Below are 16652 nucleotides of genomic sequence, written 5' to 3' on the forward strand. Positions count from 1 at the left end.
CTAACTTCGGAATCCGCGTATAACCTGGAGTAAGGAGAATGGGCGTCCTGCGAGTCACACCCTCCATGGCTTTTCATCTAAAGTGCATTTCCGATTGAGGAGCCCCTTACCTTTCCTCCTCAATTACCCCGTTCTTTGCGCGGTACCGCCGCACCGTCCCCACCGCCCGTGCCGCGAGGCTCTCCACGTCGATCTCCTCTTCTATCGCCGTGATCGTCGCCGCGGGCGCAGCCGTCGAGGGATAGCGGGGGGCGACCGTGCATTCGACACTTCCCGGCCGGGCCTCGAACGTCCCGATGGCGCGGGCGCGCTCGACGATCTCCGCCTTGTCGGACCCGATGAGCGGCCGGAGCACCGGAACGGAAGCCGCCGTGGCGATCACCGTCATGTTCGCGAGCGTCTGGGACGCCACCTGCCCCAGGTTATCGCCGTTGACGAGCGCGGAGATGCCCCGTTCTTTCGCGAGGATGCTTGCCACCCGGAGCATGAACCGCTTGCAGAGGATGCACCGGTAGCGGGGCTCTTTCAACGCCGTGATCACCTCAAAGAACGGCTCCATATCCACGACGAGGAGGTCGAGGGGGTGCCCTGGAATCCAGCCGGAGAGCCGGGCATGGTTCTGCAGGACGTTCTTTTCCACATCCGCACCCCCGTACCGCCCGCTTTGCATGTGGACGTGCACCATCCGGCACCCCCGGCGCATCATCAGCCACGACGCAACGGGCGAGTCGATGCCGGCCGAGAGCAGGGTCATCACTTCTCCCTGTGTCCCGTAGGGGAGCCCGCCCGGTCCGCGGATCTTCTCATCGCAGACGAGACCGCCGAATTTCCGGGCTTCCACGAAGATCTCGTAGTCGGGCGCCGTCAGGTCGACCCTCGCCTCCGGCACCCGGTCGAGAACGGCCGAGCCGACCGCCGCCGCCAGTTCTTGACTGTTGAATCCCTCGACGCCCGACCGCCGCGCCCTGACCGCAAACGACATCCCCGATCGGAGGCGCCGCTCTGCGTGCTCGACGGCGGCGGCCGCGATGCCGGCGATATCGGCCGTCGTCACCGTACAGACGCTGGCGCTCACCACCCCGAAGGTTCTTGCGGCCGTTACAGCGATCCGCCGCGGCTCGTCGCCGAAGATAAGGACCCGTTCCCGGTGGATCTCGATACCGGGTTTGAGTCCTTCGGCCTCCAGCGCGAGCCGGATGTTTTCGGTCATTGTCGCTGTGAACCGCCGTTTCACCCGCTCGCTCTTGAGGAAGATCTCGCCGTACCCGATCATCACCGCTTCCATGAATCCTTATCCCTCTCCCGGCCGCGTCGGGCCGGATCGGTATCGACCCTGGTGCCGGTCGCCCGGATACCCGAGGGCGCGACTGAAATGGGCCCGCAAGATTCGTGGAATGTCTCAAGCCCGAAATATCCCACCATCTGCTCTTCTTATGCTCGCTCGTCATAGATGAATCTTCGCGGGACCGTGACAATCCGGGTTCCCTGCGCGAAGAGCAAATGGTTTTTAACAGAGCACTCAGAATGTGTACAGAACATGGCGAAGAAAGCGAGTGCCAAACAGGCAGAACCCCTGAAACTCTTCTATATTTTTTATAATCAGGAGCGCTGGGACAACTGGATTACAACGCTTGAGGGCGCAAGTTTCGAGCCCGCCGAAGGCGAAGAGGTATCCGAAGGCGAGCAGATGCTCTACAATTTCAGCGAGGACATCACGCTCTCGGTCTTGAAGATCATCCGCCTCTACCAGAACGGCCGGTTCACGAAGGAGGAAGCCACGGAGAAACTCGATGACGTGGAGTTGATTGTCATGACCGGGCTTCCTGAGGGAGACCTTGAGGAGATCGTCGGGTCGCTCCAGCTCTCCTTGCTGGTGCTCTTCACCGCCTGCCGGAAGTACCTCGAGGGCGAGTTCGACAAGGACATCAAGGCGCTCGTGAAGAAGGGCCGGGATCTTGACGAGGAGAACCTTGAGGAGGTGCTCGAGGTTGCGGCGAATATCGGTGCCGCCGTGATCGACGGCGCCACCTGCTGTTCGAAGTACATCAAGGACGATGTTGAGAATCCCGGCCTCTTTGACGAGTGGCTCATCGAGATAGAGACCATGGCTGGCGCCATGAAGTCTCTCGCGAAGTTCGACGAGGAGCCCGGCGAGGCGTCGTGATTGCGGATAAAGCCCGGTTCCGGGCGGCACGGAAACTGGAACGAGCTTGCGGGTTCCGGCTCCCGGACCATGTTTTCTCGGGTGCGTTCCTTGAGTCGCTCGGAAAATCGATCAACTTCGAGAACCTCGACCGGCGGACGCATGAGCAGCTTCTCGCCTTCTTCCGCGACTTCATGGACTGTAAATGCAAGAATGCCCCGTTCTGTGGATGTCCGGAGCGGAAGTTCACCCTCACTATCATCGAATTCCGGGAGATGGGGCTCGACCACCGTCAGATCAGTTCCCATCTCCTCGAAGAATACGGGATTGACCTCTATCCCGCTGATATCCTGAGTTTTCTTGAAGACTCCGTCCATACGCTCGAAGCGATACGGGATGTCGCCGAGCTGCAGGGGCGGGAGAAACTGGCGGAGAACGCCATCGATCACATAAAAAAGATCGAGCATTAGGCCGGGTTCTTCCCCGGTACCGGCAGAGTCTGTCGGTGCTTATCGGTTGGGGTTCCGCATCATGGGGGCGACGTTGCACCCCTCCATCTCCCCGAAGCAGAAGATAAATCGTTCCTTGATGCTCGTCGGCAGCCTCGCCTCGGGAATGGGCTCAAACCCGAGTTTTCCGTAGAACTCGATCAGGGGGAGGGTCGAGTGGATGTAGATCGTTTCGGAGCCGCATTCATCGAGGAGTCTCTGCACGACTTCCTTTGCATACCCGTGTCCTCGATACTCGTCCAGGGTGAAGACGCAGTCCATCTCGAGGCCGCCCGGATGACGGGTGCAGCGGGCCGTCGCCGCAAGAACGCCGTCAACAAAGACACCGAAGATCTTCTCCCGCGTCGCGTCCGCTTTCTGACCCCGGTAATGCGTCCAGACCTTCTCTGCAAGCGGAAACTCTTCATGCTTCAGTTCACGGACCTCTTTCTTCATTGTCTTCCTCGCGTAGGGATTGCCGCACCTGCTATTTCAACCAGATGGTTCCCCCACCCGGGCGGGGGCCGGGGGTCAGAGTATGTGGGGCCAGGGGAGGCCGAGTTTTTCGATGAGGTCCTTTAGTTCGTCGTGGATGCCCCTGTCGAGTTTAAGGAGAACCAGGATATAGACCAGCCCGCCGAGTGCGACCGCCGCAAGGACGAGGAAGACGTTCGAGAGTGGGATGATGAACGAGCATGCTATGACGACGGCTGCCATAACGAGCGCGGCAAGAACGATGTTGCCCACGGCCCCGGGCTCTATCCGCACACGGATGCTCCGGGAAAGGGCCCGGTGGGCGAGTACCGCGTTCAGCACCATGGTGACGAGCGTTGCCGCCGAGGCCCCGACGATGCCGTATGCCGGAATGAGGAAGAGGTTTAACCCGATGTTTGCGGCAACCGCGACCGCCGTCACCCGGAACGAGTCTCTCGGCCGGTCGAGGGCGTTCAAGCACATCGTCTGGAGGAACATGAAGACGTGGGCCACCTGAACGGGCAGAAGGAGCGCGAGAGCCCCCGCCCCGGAAACGGATGACGCCGTGTAGAAGAAGTAGAGGAGCCGTTCCCCGAGGAGCCAGCCCCCGGCAACGACCGGGACCGCGAGCAGGAGCGAGTAGGTGAAGGCGCGGGCCAGCGCTCCCTCCACCGAAGCGAGGTCGCCCTGCTTCCCCCAGTAACTGATCTTCGGGTAGAGGGTGGTATGGAGCGCCAGGGTGATGAACGTCGCAATCGTGGTGAGCTGGAGCGCCACGCGGTAGGTGCCGACGTCGGTATCGGTCATGAAATAGCCGATCATGATGGTGTCGGCGTAGGAGAAGATGAGGTAGCCGCCGGAACTGAGGAACATCCAGAACGAGAAGGTAAAGAGGCTTGCGATATGCGACCGGTCGAACGGCGCGAGTTTGAGATCCAGGAACCGGAAATCGATGAGCCCGGCCGCAAGGAGTCCGGCAACGAACCCGCCGGCGAGCCCCGCAACGCCGTAGCCGAGGATGACCGCGATGACCTGGGTGGTCACCCGGGTCAGGTTGTCGATCAGGCCGCCGATCTGGTTGATGCCGACCTTTCCGGTGCCGTAAACGCCGTTTGAGGTGATGTTTGTGAAGGTGCTGATGATCAGCGCGAGGACCAGCCAGGGGAAGATCCCTGATGCGGCGATATCGACGAGGTACGGCTGTACGATGAGGAGAAAGCCTATCGATACGACCGTCAGCATCACCCGGAGGACGAGAAACGCGGTGAAGTAGGCATTCTGGTCTTCTCTCTCGCTGATCCGCTTCACCGCGGCGCCTCCGAATCCGCCGTCTCCGATCAGGTTGAAGACGCTATAGTAGGCGACAAAGAGGTAGTAGGCGCCCAGCACCGCGAGACCGACGGTATGGGTGAAGAACATCGTGGAGAGGAACCCGATCGCGGTCAACCCCAGTGTCGAGGCGAGGCTGATGAGGCTCTGGCGCTGAACGGGGTCGATGCGCATGACACGGGCAAGATACCCGGAGGGCCGGAACACGAGCATTGATTTTGCCGTGAAGAACGATATTGGTTTTGAACCGGAGCGGGAGGGGTCCGGCCTGGAAGGAGGGCTTAGCGATACTGTCATAGCGTAACGGTGTCAAACGTAAATGAGTAGCACCATACTTACGGCGGTGAGATCTTGGATGTAGGGGTAATCGGTATCGGAATGATGGGCAGGAATCACGCCCGTGTGTACTCGGAGTTAAAAGCGGTGGACTCTCTCTACCTGTACGACCTTGACCGGAAGGCGGCCGGCGACCTTGCCGAAACCTTCGGGGCAACGGCCTCCCCGACCGCCGAGGCTCTGCTCGGAAACGTAGACGCGGTGAGCGTCTGCGTCCCGACGCCCTACCACTTCTCCGTTGCGGCGCAGGTTCTCGATGCCGGGGTGCCGCTGCTCATCGAGAAGCCCATATGTGCGACGGCGGAAGAGAGTCGGCGGCTTCTCGCAGAGATCCCGGACGGCCTCGTCGCCGGCGTCGGGCACATCGAACGGTTCAACCCGATCGTCCCCGAGATCAAGAAGATCGTTCAGGCCCCTCTCTACATCGAGATGAAGCGGCACAACCCCGCCTCTTCCCGCGTGAGCGGCTCCTCGGTCGTTGAAGACCTGATGATCCACGATATAGACATCGTGCGTAACGTCCTTCTTCCTGCCGGCGCCTACCGACTCTCCAGCAGCGGGAACGAGGATGTTTGCAGCGCCCTCTTCTCCTTCGAGGGGACCCCCGTCTACCTCTCGGCAAGCAGGAAGTCCTCGAAGAAGATCCGGATGATCTACATCGAAGAGGAGGAGTTCACCATTGAGGGGGATTTTATGGCTCAGGAGATCTACATCCACAGAAAACCCGGGCAGTACGCGGTCGAGAACGAGCGGTATGTGCAGGAGAACATCATCGAGAAGGTGCTCGTAAACAAGCAGGAGCCGCTGAAACTTGAACTCTCGACGTTTCTCTCCTGCGTCGACCGGGGGCGCGAGTTCCCGGTCAGCCCCGCGCAGGCGTTGCGGAATATGGAGATCTGTGAAGATGTCGCACGGTGTTTTGCGTAAAGGTGGTTTTCCATGAGCGGCAGGTTAGAGTCGATAATCAATAACAAAGGCCCGATCAAAAAAATCGGCGTTGTCGGGATGGGCTACGTCGGCATCCCCGCCGCTGTGCTCTTTGCGGACGCGCCCGGGTTTGAGTCCGTCATCGGGTTCCAGCGGAACTCTCCGTCCTCGGGCTACAAGATCGATGCGCTGAACCGGGGCGAGTCGCCGCTCAAGGGTGAGGAGCCGGGACTGGAAGACCTCCTCGCAAAGGTCGTCCGCGCGGGGAAGTTCCGGTGCACGTCGGACTTCTCGAAAGTCGCGGAGTGCGACGCGGTGACCCTCGCCATCCAGACGCCGTTTGCGGACCCAAAGGACCTGATCCCCGACTTTTCTGCCCTGACCGAGGGGCTCAGGAACGTCGGGCGCCATCTCGTGCCGGGCATGCTCGTGGTGCTCGAGTCGACCGTCACCCCGGGGACGACCGCCGGGATGGCCCGCGAGATCCTCGAAGGCGGGTCCGGGCTCGTCGCCGGTGAGGACTTCTGCCTCGCTCACGCTCCCGAGCGGGTGATGGTCGGGCGGCTGCTCAAAAATATCCGGGAGCACGACCGGATCGTCGGCGGGATCGACGCCGTCTCGACGAGACGCGCGGTCGAACTCTACCGCCCGGTCCTCACGACGGGAACGATCGTCCCGATGACCGCGACCGCGGCCGAGGTGACGAAGACCGCCGAGAACGCCTTCCGCGACCTCCAGATCGCCGCCGTAAACCAGCTTGCCCTCCACTGTGAGGCGATGGGCGTCAACGTCTACGACGTCCGGGCCGGGATCGACTCCCTCAAGGGGGAGGGGATCACCCGGGCGATCCTCTGGCCGGGGGCCGGGGTCGGCGGTCATTGCCTGACGAAGGACTCCTGGCACCTCGAGCGGGGCGCGCAGGTCCTCGGGCATGGGGACCTCTGGTATCCCCACGGGGCGGAGTCGATCTTCGGCGTCGCGCGGAAGGTCAATGAGTTCATGCCCCGGCATATGGTCCACCTGACCGTCGAGGGGCTCAGGCGGGCCGGGAAGTCCCCGGAGGGTGCAAAGGTCGCGCTCCTCGGGTGGGCGTTCATCCAGAACTCGGACGACGCGAGGAACACCCCGGCGGAGCCCTACCTTGCGGCGATGGAGGAAGCCGGTGCGGAGGTCCGGGTCCATGACCCGTTCGTGGACCGCTACCCGGGGGTCGAGGTGTCCCATGACCTTGACGAGACCCTCGCGGGTGCGGAAGTCGTCACCCTCTTCACGGCCCACCACCACTACGCCTCTCTTGACCCGGCGCGGCTACGGGAACTCTCGGGCCGGGAGCACCCGGTGATCGTCGACGGCAGAAACGTCGTCGACCCGGACGCGTTCATCGGGGCGGGCTTCATCTACAAGGGCATCGGCCGGGGCGATAAGAACAATCACCCGATCGTTTCGTATCGGCGGCAGCCATGAAGATCGCATCGATCGTCGGCGCCCGGCCGCAGTTCATCAAGTGCGCCCCGGTTTCCCGGGAACTCCGGAGCCTGCACGAGGAGGTCCTCATCCATACCGGCCAGCACTATGACTACGGGATGTCGGCGGTCTTCTTCGAAGAACTCGCCATCCCGAAGCCCGACTACAACCTCAACATCGGCTCCGGCAGCCACGGCCACCAGACCGGAGCGATGCTCGGGGCGATCGAGGACGTGCTCCGGGAGGAGGAGCCGGATGTCGTCCTCGTCTACGGCGACACGAACTCAACCATCGCCGGCGCGCTTGCGGCGGCAAAACTCCACGTACCGGTGGCGCACGTCGAAGCGGGGCTCCGGAGTTTCGATCGCCGGATGCCCGAAGAGGTGAACCGGGTGCTCACCGACCACTGCTCGGATATCCTCTTCTGCCCGACGGAGACGGCCGTCGCGAACCTTGCGGCCGAAGGGGTCACGAAGGGCGTCCACCTCGTCGGGGACGTGATGGTCGACGCGATGGAGTACAACCGCGCGGTCGCGGAAGAGCGCTCCCGGGTCCTCGAGGACGCCGGGGTTCGACCCGGGGAGTACCTCGCCGTCACCGTTCACCGGCCGTCGAATACCGATAGCCCGGAGAACATGGCGGCCATCATCGGCGCTCTCGGGGAGGTCGGAAGGCCGGTCGTCTTTCCTGTTCATCCCCGGACGCGGAACTACCTCGGCGAATACGGCCTTCTCGATGCGATGCCAGAAAACGTCCGGGTCGTCGAACCGCTCGGCTACCTCGATATGCTCCGCCTGATGGCGCATGCGGAAAAGATCCTCACCGACTCGGGAGGCGTCCAGAAGGAGGCCTACGTGCTCGGTGTCCCCTGCATCACCCTCCGGGAGAACACCGAGTGGGTCGAGACGGTCGAGGCCGGGTGGAACGTGCTTGTCGGGGCGAACCGGAGGAATATCGTCTCGATGATTTATGAGTTTACCCCGGCAGGAGATCGGCCGCCGCTCTTCGGGGACGGCCGGGCTGCCGCCGTGATTGCAAAGGTTCTTGGTTCCTGAAGTCGCATCGCGTCCCGGTATACAGGGGTGCAGGCTTCTGGTGAGCGATGGTAAACCTGCCGTCTCGGTGGTCATCCCTCTCTACAACAAGGCTTTGTATGTCGAGCGGGCGTTGCGCTCGGTGTTTGCCCAGACCGAACAGGGGTTCGAGGTCGTCGTCGTCGACGATGGGTCGACGGACGGGGGTGCGGCAATCGTCGAGCGGTTTGCGGACCCCCGGATACGCCTGATCGTGCAGGAGAACCGGGGCGCCTCGGCTGCACGGAACCGGGGGGTTCGGGAGTCGGGTGCGGCGCTCGTGGCGTTCCTGGACGCGGACGACGAGTGGTGTCCCGCTTTCCTTGAGGCAGTCCTCGACCTGCACCGACGCTACCCGGGGGCCGGGGCTTACGCGACGGCGTATGCGGTCTGCAATCCTGACGGTAGCAGGCGTGTCGCCTCGATTGCAGCCGTGCCGTCTCCTCCCTGGAGCGGGCTGCTCCCGAACTACTTTCGATCCGCAACCCTTGGGGAGCCGCCGGTCAGCGCCTCTTCGGTGGCGATACCCCGCGCCGTCCTGCAGGAGATGGGGGGATTTGCCGAAGGCCACTGGTGGGGCGAAGACGCGGACCTCTGGGGGAGGATTGCGTTTCACCACTCGATCGCGTTCACCTGGGCAGTCGGTGCGGTTTACCATACCGACGTGGTCGGCAGGGTCTGCACCCGTGTCCGGTCCGTCGCCGAGAACCCGTTCGTTGCCTCGGCATACCGCGCGATAGAACGCGGGCTGATCCCTCAGGAGGTGCTGGACGACCTGCTGGAGTACGTCGCCGTAAAACAGCTGCAGACCGCCGCGCGGAACATCCAGGCCGGGCGCCCCGACCTTGCGCGGACAAATCTTGCCCGGTGTCCGACCCGGCTGCACCGCCGGCAGAAGGCCGCATATGCCCTCATGGCTCTCATACCCGCCCCGTGTTACCGGAGTTACCGGCGGGTGAAAGCGGTCTTTGTCCGGCAGCAGTGAGAACATTTATCACCTCCTACGGCTCTCTCCGTGGCGATGGCTTCCGGGAACGGCGACCACCTGGTGGTCTTCACCATGTCCTACCCCTATAGCAGGGTCGGGGAGTCGTTCCTCGACGGGGAACTCCCGCACCTCTGCATGGCGTTTGGTACTGTCACGTTCGTCCCGCGCCTCTATCCTCCACCCGGTGAACGGCTTCTCCGGCCGCTCCCGGAGAACGTATCTGTCGAGACTTCGATCATGCACGATGCAGAGAAAGAGAGCACGGCGGTCTACTACCTGCGCCTCGCCCTCGCGGCGCTTGCATCCCCGGCGTTCTACGCCGAGTTCCGGAAGAACTACCGTTCCCTCCTTCACCCGGCCGGGATGAGGAAGGCGCTCGGCTACCTCGGCATCGCGCTCGATGTCCGGGGCTGGGTCGCGCGGAGGGTTGAAAGGGGTTTGATCGATCCCGGCCGTACGCTCCTCTACACCTACTGGTTCGACGGCACCGCGCTCGGTGCCGCGCTGGTAAAGAGGGTCTATCCGGAGATCCGGTGCGTCTCGCGGGCGCACGGCTATGACCTCTACGCTGAACGCTACGCCCCGCCCTACCTGCCGTTCCAGGAGACGCGGGCCTGTCTGCTCGACCGGGTCTATACCGTCTCGGAGCACGGGAGAAGGTACCTTTCGGCCCTGCACCCCTCGTACGAGTTCCGGGTGGCCCGGCTCGGTACCGGGGACCCCGGGTTTTTTGCGTCCCCTTCCGTCGACGGGGTCTTTCGCATCGTCTCCTGCTCCCATCTCATCCCGATAAAGCGCATCGATCTCCTGGTTCGGGGGCTTGCGGAGGCGGGTCGGATGTGGCCCGACCGGGAGTTTGGGTGGGTGCATATCGGTGGAGGGCCGGAGCAGGCGGAGATGGAAGCATATGCGGACGCGACGCTGCCCGGGAACGTCGGTTGCCGGTTCACCGGATACGTCGCGAACGCTGCGGTCCTGGAACATTACCGGAAGAACCCCGTCGATGCCTTCATCAATGTCAGCGAGTCTGAAGGCGTCCCGGTCTCGATTATGGAGGCGGAGAGTTGCGGGATTCCGGTGATCGCGACGGCGGTGGGTGGGACCCCGGAGATCGTCTCCGGCGCCACGGGTATCCTGCTCCCGGAAAATCCGTCACCCGGAGAGATCGCAGACGCCGTCGGCAGGCTCGCCGCCGACCCCGGCGGCGGACGGGCGATGCGGTCGGCGTGCAGGGAGAACTGGGAGCGCCGTTACGACGCGGACCGGAACTTCAGTGCATTTGCCGCCGATCTTGAGGTCCTTCTGCCGGTTGCCGGCCGTCCAGGAAGAGTTCCAGAAACTTCGCCGCGCTCTTCTCCCATGTAAACCGCTCGTCGACGGTCCTCCTCGCGTTCATCCCGAGGCTCCGGGATACACGGGGGTTTTCCAGCAGGTAATCGATCCGCTCTGCGATTGCTGCCGGCTCTGGCGGCACGAGGATGCCGTTCTCGCCGTCCCGGATCGCCTCCGGGATACCCGCCACGGGGGTTGCGACGATCGGTCTGCCCGCGGCCATGGCTTCAAGGAGCGCTATCGGCAACCCGTCCCCGAGAGTGATGTGGGCGTATACGTCGCAGAGGGAGAGCGGCACAGCAGGGTTCTCGATGTTCCCGGTAAAGACGACGTGCCCGGACAACCCTTCGTCCCGTGCGAACGCTTCCACCTCCGGAGAGAAGACCCCCTTTCGCGTCGCGATGAGGACGATCCCGGGGTACTTCTCCTTGAGGATGTTTACGGCCCGGATGAGTTGTTTCAGGCCTTCTGCCTTGTACTTCAGTGCGGTCAGGCCGAGGGCGAGGAGCACCGGCCGGCGGTCGGCGATACCGAACCGCTCGCAGAACAGCACCGCTTCGTCGGGTGTCACTCGACCGACCTTCGGGGCCCCTGCGTAGGTGATCTCGGTCTTCGGGAACTCCAGGTTCCAGACCTCGATGGTCCGTTCCCTGAGCCGGTTCGATACGAACGTCACGTGGTCGCACCGGTTGAGGAGGGCCTGGTAGAAGAGCCTGAACCGGTCCGTCAACGCCTCTTCCGGTTCGGTATGGAACGTCTGGACGACGGTGCAGCCGTGGAGGAGTTTGTAGGCGACCGCCGGAAAGAGGCAGTGCCAGCCGCCGTGTACGCTGACGACGTCGGGCCCGTAGTTGCGGAGGGCGGAGAGCGACCGCACCGCAAAGACCCGCTGGCTCGCCGGGATGCAGACCGCGTCGGGGTCCTGCCCCTCCCGGAATATGACCCGCACGTCGGCGCCGCGTGCGTCCAGTTCCCGGACCAGGTTCTCCAGGTAGACCCTGATCCCGCCGCCCTGGCTCCCTCTCCAGTAGTTGGTGACGATCGCGACCTTCATACTATCCGGGGTGATGGGTGCCGCGTCGCTATATCAACCTTTGTGCACCCGTTCGCGCTGCTCCGGCCGCCGCTGGTTGTTCGCCCGCCCCGCCGAGCGGGAACCGGGATGTTGCGGGGACCGATTCTGCCAGGATTCATTCGAGGGAAATTATATATACTTACCTCATAAAAGTGGGGCCGTTCAACTCCTCTCGTTCACACCCGGGGATATCCGGGGGGAAGGTCCCGTGCAGAGAGGCCTGAACGGGCTCCAGTCCCATGAAGGTCTGTATGCTTACCACAACGCATCCTCCTCACGACGGGCGGATCTTCGAAAAAGAGGCGAAGAGCCTTGCGAAGGAACACGACGTCACGATCATCGCTCCTTCGGATGCCGGAGACGTTGGGAATGAAGGGGGCGTCCGGATCGTCACCGTCCGGAAACCATCCTCTAACCTTCTCCACCCGGTGACGCTCTGGAGGACGTTCCGGGCGTGTCTTGCCGAGGATGCCGATGTTGTCCACTGCCACGAGCCGGATGCGCTCTTTGTTGCGCTCCTCCTGAAGGCGTTGAAAGGCCGAAAGGTCGTCTACGACGTCCACGAGCACTGGCCGAGCGAGATCCCGTATGATCTCGGAATCCGGAACGGTACGCTGGTGCAGAGAGCACTTTCTGCATTCGTCTCAAGTGTAGAAATCGCAATGGCGCGCCGGACCGAGAATTTATTCGCCGTAAGCGAGAGCGTTGCCGCCCGATTCAAGGAGAGAGGGCTTGAGCCGATCATCCTCCCGAACTACTCGCTCGCCGCCATCGCCATCCCTTATAACCCAAACCGGAGCGGCCGGAAACTTATGTTCATGGCGGGAAATATCAATTCCTTCCATGGAGTCGGCGAGTGCATCCGGGCAGTATCGCGGGTCAGGGAACGCTACCCTGATACCTCACTCACGCTCGTCGGAAACGTTCGAGAAGACCTCAAAAAGCATACTCACGGCTCAGACCGTAATGAGTTCATCCTCTCCACCGGATTCCTCCCCTACAGGGAGATGTACGAGAAATTGAACGAAGGTACGGTCGCTCTTCTTGTTTTCCAGCCGACGTATTATAACATCTTCATCGGTCTGCCGAACAAGCTCTTCGACTACATGCTCCTCGGGCTTCCGGTCATTGCAAGCGATCTACCGGAGATCCGTAATGTCGTTAGCAAGGCGGACTGCGGCATCCTTGTCGATCCGGGAAATGTGAGTGATATTGCCGATGCAATCGCCTACCTCTTCGATCACCCGGAAGAGGCACAAAGAATGGGTGCGAACGGCAGACGAGCGGTTCTTGAGACCTATAACTGGTCCGCTATGGAGGCAGACCTCTTGCAGGCATACCGAAACCTGGACGGCGCCTCCTCAAGACCTGGGTGATCAGCAGACAACAGCGCTCTTCTGCACCCTGTTCTGTCCGACTGTCGTCGGTACTTACTAGTAGTTGGCCATCGACGTGAGTACATTATGCTTCACGTCCTCCTCCTCGACTTCGACGGCGTCATCGTCGAATCCATCCCCCTAAAGACCGCCGCGTTCCGGAAGATCTTCTCCTTCGCCCCCGATCACCTCGACGAGATCATCGCCTTCCACCTCGATAACGGCGGCATGTCGCGGTACGACAAGTTCCGCTACATCTACAAAAACATCCTGCACGAGGCTCTCACCCTGGAACTTGAGGAGCGGCTCGCGGGCGAGTACGCCGGGCTGATCTTCGACGCCATGCTCACCGTACCGTACGTTGAAGGAGCGGAGGAACTCCTCAGAGACTGTTCCCGGGTGCTCCCCCTCTACATCGTCTCCGCGACCCCGGAGGGGGAGATGCACGAGATCGCCCGCCGCCGGGACCTTACAAAGTTTTTCGTCCGGATCTACGGTGCGCCGAAGACAAAAGCCGCGTGCATCCGGGAAATCCTGGATTCGACCGGGGCGTCACCCACTGAGGCTCTCTTTGTCGGCGACGCCCCGAACGACTGGGAAGCGGCATACGAGACCGGCGTCCGGTTCGTGGCGAGGGTCGGGCCCGGCGACCCGAACCGGTTCACCGACCGGCCGGGGGTGGAGCGGATCGTGGCGAACCTTCATGAACTCCGGGAGTATCTACGGGGGAGCATATGCTCATCCCGATCTCATACCCCCTGACCCGGGCAACGCCGCTCTACCCCGGGACCGAACCGCTCACGATAACTCCCACGAAATCCTTTGCAGAGGGAGATGCGGAAGAGAAGAGCCAGATTACATTCTCCAGCCATGCCGGGACGCACATCGACCTCCCCCGGCACTTCTGCCCGGACGGGGGTTCGGTCCGGTCTCTCCTCGCGCCGGAGGCGGTCTTTGCACCCGCACGGTGCATCGCGGTGCAAAAGACCGGAGAGGAGCCGATCCGGATCCACGACCTCCTCCCGCACCTCGACGCGATCCGGAACTCACGCGCGCTCTTCATCAGGACCGGTAACGGCCTGCTCCGGGAGACCGACCGGGACATCTACGAGCAAGCGCACCCCTGGGTGCACCCCGAAGTGCCGGGTTTCCTCCGCATGGAAAACCCGGCTCTCAGGCTGTTCGGGATCGATACCATCTCCGTCGCCGTCCCCGGAGAACCGGAGGAGGGCGCGGAGGTTCACCGCGCGTTCCTCTGCACCTCCCCGCACATCTTCGTTCTCGAAGACGTGGACCTCTCCTACGGCCGGCTGCTCGAAGAGCCCTGGATTCTACGGATTTACCCGGTGGTCTTCGACGACCTCGAGGGGGTGCCGGTGGTGGCGCTCGCGGAGTTTGGGTGACGGGCTGCAGTTCAGACTCTAAAGAGAATCCACCTATAGACCGGTTGAACCGCTCTCCGCGATGTGCTCCTTCATAACGAGAGAACTCCCGGAGGACAGCAAGATCATGCTGCAGGATCGCATACACCTGTTTGAGATCCAGATTCCAGTAGATGTGGACGAGCACGTTCCGGAATCCCGCCAGGTTTGCGAGATCTCTTGCCAGGGATTCATGGATGATCCCCTCATCAGCGAGGACCTCAAATGTCTCCCGGTAGGTGAAAGGCTTCCTCAGTCTCCCCTCTGCGATCACATCGGTCGCCATGTCGATCGCCGACTGGATGGATAGCAGCATGGCATGGTGAACCATATTCTGCGTATCCCGGTCTTGCAGGAACTGCTCTTCCGGGATGCGCTGATACCGCTCCCAGTCGCGCAGAGCCTCCTCCAACTCCCGCATATGATGGAAAACCCTCATTCTCCCACCCTGGCAAGAAGAGCCCTGTCGATCCGGTCGTAGAGGTATTTCAGATCGAGGAACTTCGTTATCACGCCGGCCTCAAAAGCGACGCGCGTATCCTCGTCCCGGGCGACAAGAAGGCGCCCGGTTTTCACCACCTCGTACTGGAACTCAACGGGAGCATCATTCAGGATACGGAGATCGATCTCATATCGCGGCGTGATACACCGCTCGAGGTCGGATGCGATACCCATGGCATACTTGTAGAGTTCATAGGGCTCCCTCTCCCCCGAGACGAGTAGCCCGATATCGATATCATGGAATCCATTACGACAGAGAAAAGAGCCGTAGAGATACCCGAGCAATATATCCTCTCTTCCGGTGAGGCATCGGCGGAGCTGGCCGATGATCCGCTCTCTGTCAATATTATCCACTTCTCCTTTCACCTCCCGGCCCCCACAAGGGTTCGTTTCCACGTACAATCTGATCTGCAGGCAAAGAAGGGTGCTCCCTCCCGGCTCATTAATCCTTCCCTGCGGCAGAACCCGGTATCGTATAGCGCCCCTGCCGGAGGTGGAAAAACCGTGCGCGGGCCCTGCACTCACTCGATTTCTGGAGATCGCCTGGGTATAAGGGGCTGCTCACGGTCCGCACGCAGTGCCCTTCCCGGCAAGAATATCCTGGAGCCGCTCCCTCCCGACAGGCTCGGGGATCGTCCTGCCTTCTTCGCAGGCGGCCTCAAGCCAGAGGGAGACGGCAACCTTCACCTCGCGGAGCGCTTCCTCCTCGGTCCCGCCGAATGCAGAGCACCCTGGAAGTTCCGGGACCACGGCGATGAACCCCTCTCCTCATCGCTGTAGATGATCTCAATTGCATACATGTGGCATCTCTCCAGGGGGATCACGCGGAACCATGCTCATCCACCGTTCCGGGACGCCGCCGTTTCGCGAGCATCTGGTGCATCTCGAGGTATCGGGCACGGGAGAGGGCGTAACTCCCGGCGTTCGCAAGAAACGCATCGATCAGATCGGCCTGCTCGCGGCTCCAGACCTCGTTAGGGACTCGCCTGACCCAGAGAGCATGTCTCCGGACAAAGGCCAGCCTCTCCTGCCGGTTCTTCTCCCGGTCAAACCCCAATTCCATATGGCTCCCCCCGGACATGCAGGCGCTCCATGAACGATCGCGTGAGATCCCCGTCCAGCATCTCGCGGAACAGCACCCAGAGGTAGACGGCATCCTCGATATCCTTGTCGCTCCCGAGATAGAATTTATACGGGATCTGCAGCTCGATGGGCGATATGAAAAGCCGGATATCGTCGAACGTTACCGTCCTTGCCATAGCCATCGCGCAACGGTCGAAGTCGTCCGCCTTGAACTTCATCTCGATGTTCGGGATGACTCTCTCCTTCTCTGCAATCCGCACGGCAAGTCCGTCGCGGAGCATCGAATAGATCTCGCCGACGTCGTCCGAGTTCAGGAAGTAGAATCCTGCGCCAGGAGTTCATCGGTAAACGACCGGAACGTATCGCGGTCCATATAGTCGATGAAGAGATCGATGTCTTCCGTACCTCTGGCTCTTCCAAAGAGGATTGCAACATATCTGCTGACGATCACGTAGCCGGTATATCGTCCGATGATCTCCGTCGCCGACGCCACAAAGCGATCGAGCGCGGTCACAACCTTGCCGTCGATGAGGATGGTCCCGTCGGGAGCACTCGTGATCTGCATTATCTCTCCTCCGTTAGAGTCAGACCGGGCACTATATTAACGAGGTCGTCCCAAAACACCTCAGCCGGGGGGGGGGG

General features: G+C 61.9%; 19 protein-coding genes and 1 pseudogene. 10 read left to right on the plus strand and 10 right to left on the minus strand.

Features of this window, described 5'->3' with window-relative positions; all coding sequences use genetic code 11:
- Window positions 1–106: 106 nt before the first annotated feature.
- Entirely contained in the window at window positions 107–1285 is a 1179-nt protein-coding gene (gene thiI / locus BRA42_RS05695) for a tRNA uracil 4-sulfurtransferase ThiI (protein WP_292410851.1), read from the minus strand.
- Window positions 1286–1537: 252 nt separating this feature from the next.
- Here thiI and BRA42_RS05700 point away from each other — a divergent pair, with 252 nt between their 5' ends.
- Together BRA42_RS05700 and BRA42_RS05705 are read left to right on the plus strand one after the other, a co-directional pair.
- Window positions 1538–2164 carry a DUF2150 family protein gene (locus BRA42_RS05700; RefSeq protein ID WP_292410852.1) on the plus strand — a complete coding sequence of 209 codons (627 nt, stop codon included), beginning with the start codon at window positions 1538–1540 and terminating at the stop codon, window positions 2162–2164.
- Window positions 2161–2613: a DUF5814 domain-containing protein gene (locus BRA42_RS05705; protein WP_292410853.1), complete on the plus strand. Its 453-nt coding sequence runs from the start codon at window positions 2161–2163 to the stop codon at window positions 2611–2613. The genes BRA42_RS05700 and BRA42_RS05705 overlap by 4 nt, the downstream gene beginning before the upstream one ends.
- A 39-nt stretch (window positions 2614–2652) precedes the next feature.
- On the opposite strand, the gene BRA42_RS05710 is transcribed toward BRA42_RS05705, so the two are convergent.
- Both BRA42_RS05710 and BRA42_RS05715 read right to left on the minus strand, forming a co-directional pair.
- The gene (locus BRA42_RS05710) at window positions 2653–3087 is read right to left on the minus strand and encodes a GNAT family N-acetyltransferase (RefSeq protein WP_292410854.1); all 435 of its coding nucleotides are present in this window, start codon (window positions 3085–3087) and stop codon (window positions 2653–2655) included.
- A gap of 75 nt (window positions 3088–3162) precedes the next feature.
- On the minus strand, window positions 3163–4641 hold the full coding sequence (locus BRA42_RS05715; RefSeq protein WP_292410855.1) for a flippase: 1479 nt from the start codon (window positions 4639–4641) through the stop codon (window positions 3163–3165).
- Between the two features lie 144 nt (window positions 4642–4785).
- Between BRA42_RS05715 and BRA42_RS05720 the strand changes: the two genes are divergently transcribed.
- The 5 genes from BRA42_RS05720 to BRA42_RS05740 are packed head-to-tail and all read left to right on the plus strand — an operon-like array spanning window position 4786 to window position 10587.
- A complete protein-coding gene (locus BRA42_RS05720; RefSeq protein ID WP_292410856.1) occupies window positions 4786–5697 on the plus strand; it encodes a Gfo/Idh/MocA family protein in 912 nt (303 codons plus the stop codon).
- A gap of 12 nt (window positions 5698–5709) precedes the next feature.
- Window positions 5710–7161: a nucleotide sugar dehydrogenase gene (locus BRA42_RS05725; RefSeq protein ID WP_292410857.1), complete on the plus strand. Its 1452-nt coding sequence runs from the start codon at window positions 5710–5712 to the stop codon at window positions 7159–7161.
- Window positions 7158–8216 (plus strand): non-hydrolyzing UDP-N-acetylglucosamine 2-epimerase, encoded by a 1059-nt coding sequence (gene wecB / locus BRA42_RS05730; RefSeq protein ID WP_342771194.1) that lies wholly within the window; start codon window positions 7158–7160, stop codon window positions 8214–8216. Before BRA42_RS05725 ends, wecB begins: the two co-directional genes overlap by 4 nt.
- A 40-nt stretch (window positions 8217–8256) precedes the next feature.
- On the plus strand, window positions 8257–9219 hold the full coding sequence (locus tag BRA42_RS05735) for a glycosyltransferase family 2 protein (protein ID WP_292410859.1): 963 nt from the start codon (window positions 8257–8259) through the stop codon (window positions 9217–9219).
- A gap of 36 nt (window positions 9220–9255) precedes the next feature.
- Window positions 9256–10587, plus strand: coding sequence for a glycosyltransferase (locus tag BRA42_RS05740; protein ID WP_292410860.1), 1332 nt, complete (start codon window positions 9256–9258; stop codon window positions 10585–10587).
- Here the strand turns inward: BRA42_RS05740 and BRA42_RS05745 are convergent.
- Window positions 10493–11608 (minus strand): glycosyltransferase family 4 protein, encoded by a 1116-nt coding sequence (locus BRA42_RS05745; RefSeq protein WP_292410861.1) that lies wholly within the window; start codon window positions 11606–11608, stop codon window positions 10493–10495. The genes BRA42_RS05740 and BRA42_RS05745 overlap by 95 nt on opposite strands.
- A gap of 272 nt (window positions 11609–11880) precedes the next feature.
- Between BRA42_RS05745 and BRA42_RS05750 the strand changes: the two genes are divergently transcribed.
- The 3 genes from BRA42_RS05750 to BRA42_RS05760 all read left to right on the plus strand — a co-directional run bounded on the left by BRA42_RS05750 (window position 11881) and on the right by BRA42_RS05760 (window position 14408).
- Entirely contained in the window at window positions 11881–13005 is a 1125-nt protein-coding gene (locus tag BRA42_RS05750) for a glycosyltransferase family 4 protein (protein WP_292410862.1), read from the plus strand.
- Between the two features lie 87 nt (window positions 13006–13092).
- Window positions 13093–13767: an HAD family hydrolase gene (locus BRA42_RS05755; protein ID WP_292410863.1), complete on the plus strand. Its 675-nt coding sequence runs from the start codon at window positions 13093–13095 to the stop codon at window positions 13765–13767.
- Window positions 13740–14408: a cyclase family protein gene (locus BRA42_RS05760; RefSeq protein WP_292410864.1), complete on the plus strand. Its 669-nt coding sequence runs from the start codon at window positions 13740–13742 to the stop codon at window positions 14406–14408. Before BRA42_RS05755 ends, BRA42_RS05760 begins: the two co-directional genes overlap by 28 nt.
- Before the next feature lie 136 nt (window positions 14409–14544).
- On the opposite strand, the pseudogene hepT reads toward BRA42_RS05760, so the two are convergent.
- The 6 genes and pseudogenes from hepT to BRA42_RS05790 all read right to left on the minus strand — a co-directional run.
- Window positions 14545–14865, minus strand: a pseudogene (gene hepT, locus BRA42_RS05765) (type VII toxin-antitoxin system HepT family RNase toxin); the annotation flags it as partial.
- Window positions 14862–15281, minus strand: a complete 420-nt coding sequence (locus BRA42_RS05770; RefSeq protein WP_292410865.1) for a nucleotidyltransferase domain-containing protein — start codon at window positions 15279–15281, stop codon at window positions 14862–14864. The gene BRA42_RS05770 and the pseudogene hepT, both read right to left, overlap by 4 nt.
- Before the next feature lie 207 nt (window positions 15282–15488).
- Window positions 15489–15677, minus strand: coding sequence for a type II toxin-antitoxin system HicB family antitoxin (locus BRA42_RS05775; RefSeq protein ID WP_292410866.1), 189 nt, complete (start codon window positions 15675–15677; stop codon window positions 15489–15491).
- A 70-nt stretch (window positions 15678–15747) separates the two neighbouring features.
- Window positions 15748–15990 carry a hypothetical protein gene (locus BRA42_RS05780; RefSeq protein ID WP_292410867.1) on the minus strand — a complete coding sequence of 81 codons (243 nt, stop codon included), beginning with the start codon at window positions 15988–15990 and terminating at the stop codon, window positions 15748–15750.
- Window positions 15974–16291: a hypothetical protein gene (locus BRA42_RS05785; protein ID WP_292410868.1), complete on the minus strand. Its 318-nt coding sequence runs from the start codon at window positions 16289–16291 to the stop codon at window positions 15974–15976. The genes BRA42_RS05780 and BRA42_RS05785 overlap by 17 nt, the downstream gene beginning before the upstream one ends.
- 29 nt (window positions 16292–16320) lie before the next feature.
- Window positions 16321–16575 (minus strand): hypothetical protein, encoded by a 255-nt coding sequence (locus BRA42_RS05790; RefSeq protein WP_292410869.1) that lies wholly within the window; start codon window positions 16573–16575, stop codon window positions 16321–16323.
- Window positions 16576–16652 lie beyond the last annotated feature (77 nt).

Origin of the sequence: Methanoculleus sp. UBA374, assembly GCA_002508705.1 — an archaeon.
In the GTDB taxonomy this organism is placed as follows: domain Archaea; phylum Halobacteriota; class Methanomicrobia; order Methanomicrobiales; family Methanoculleaceae; genus Methanoculleus; species Methanoculleus palmolei.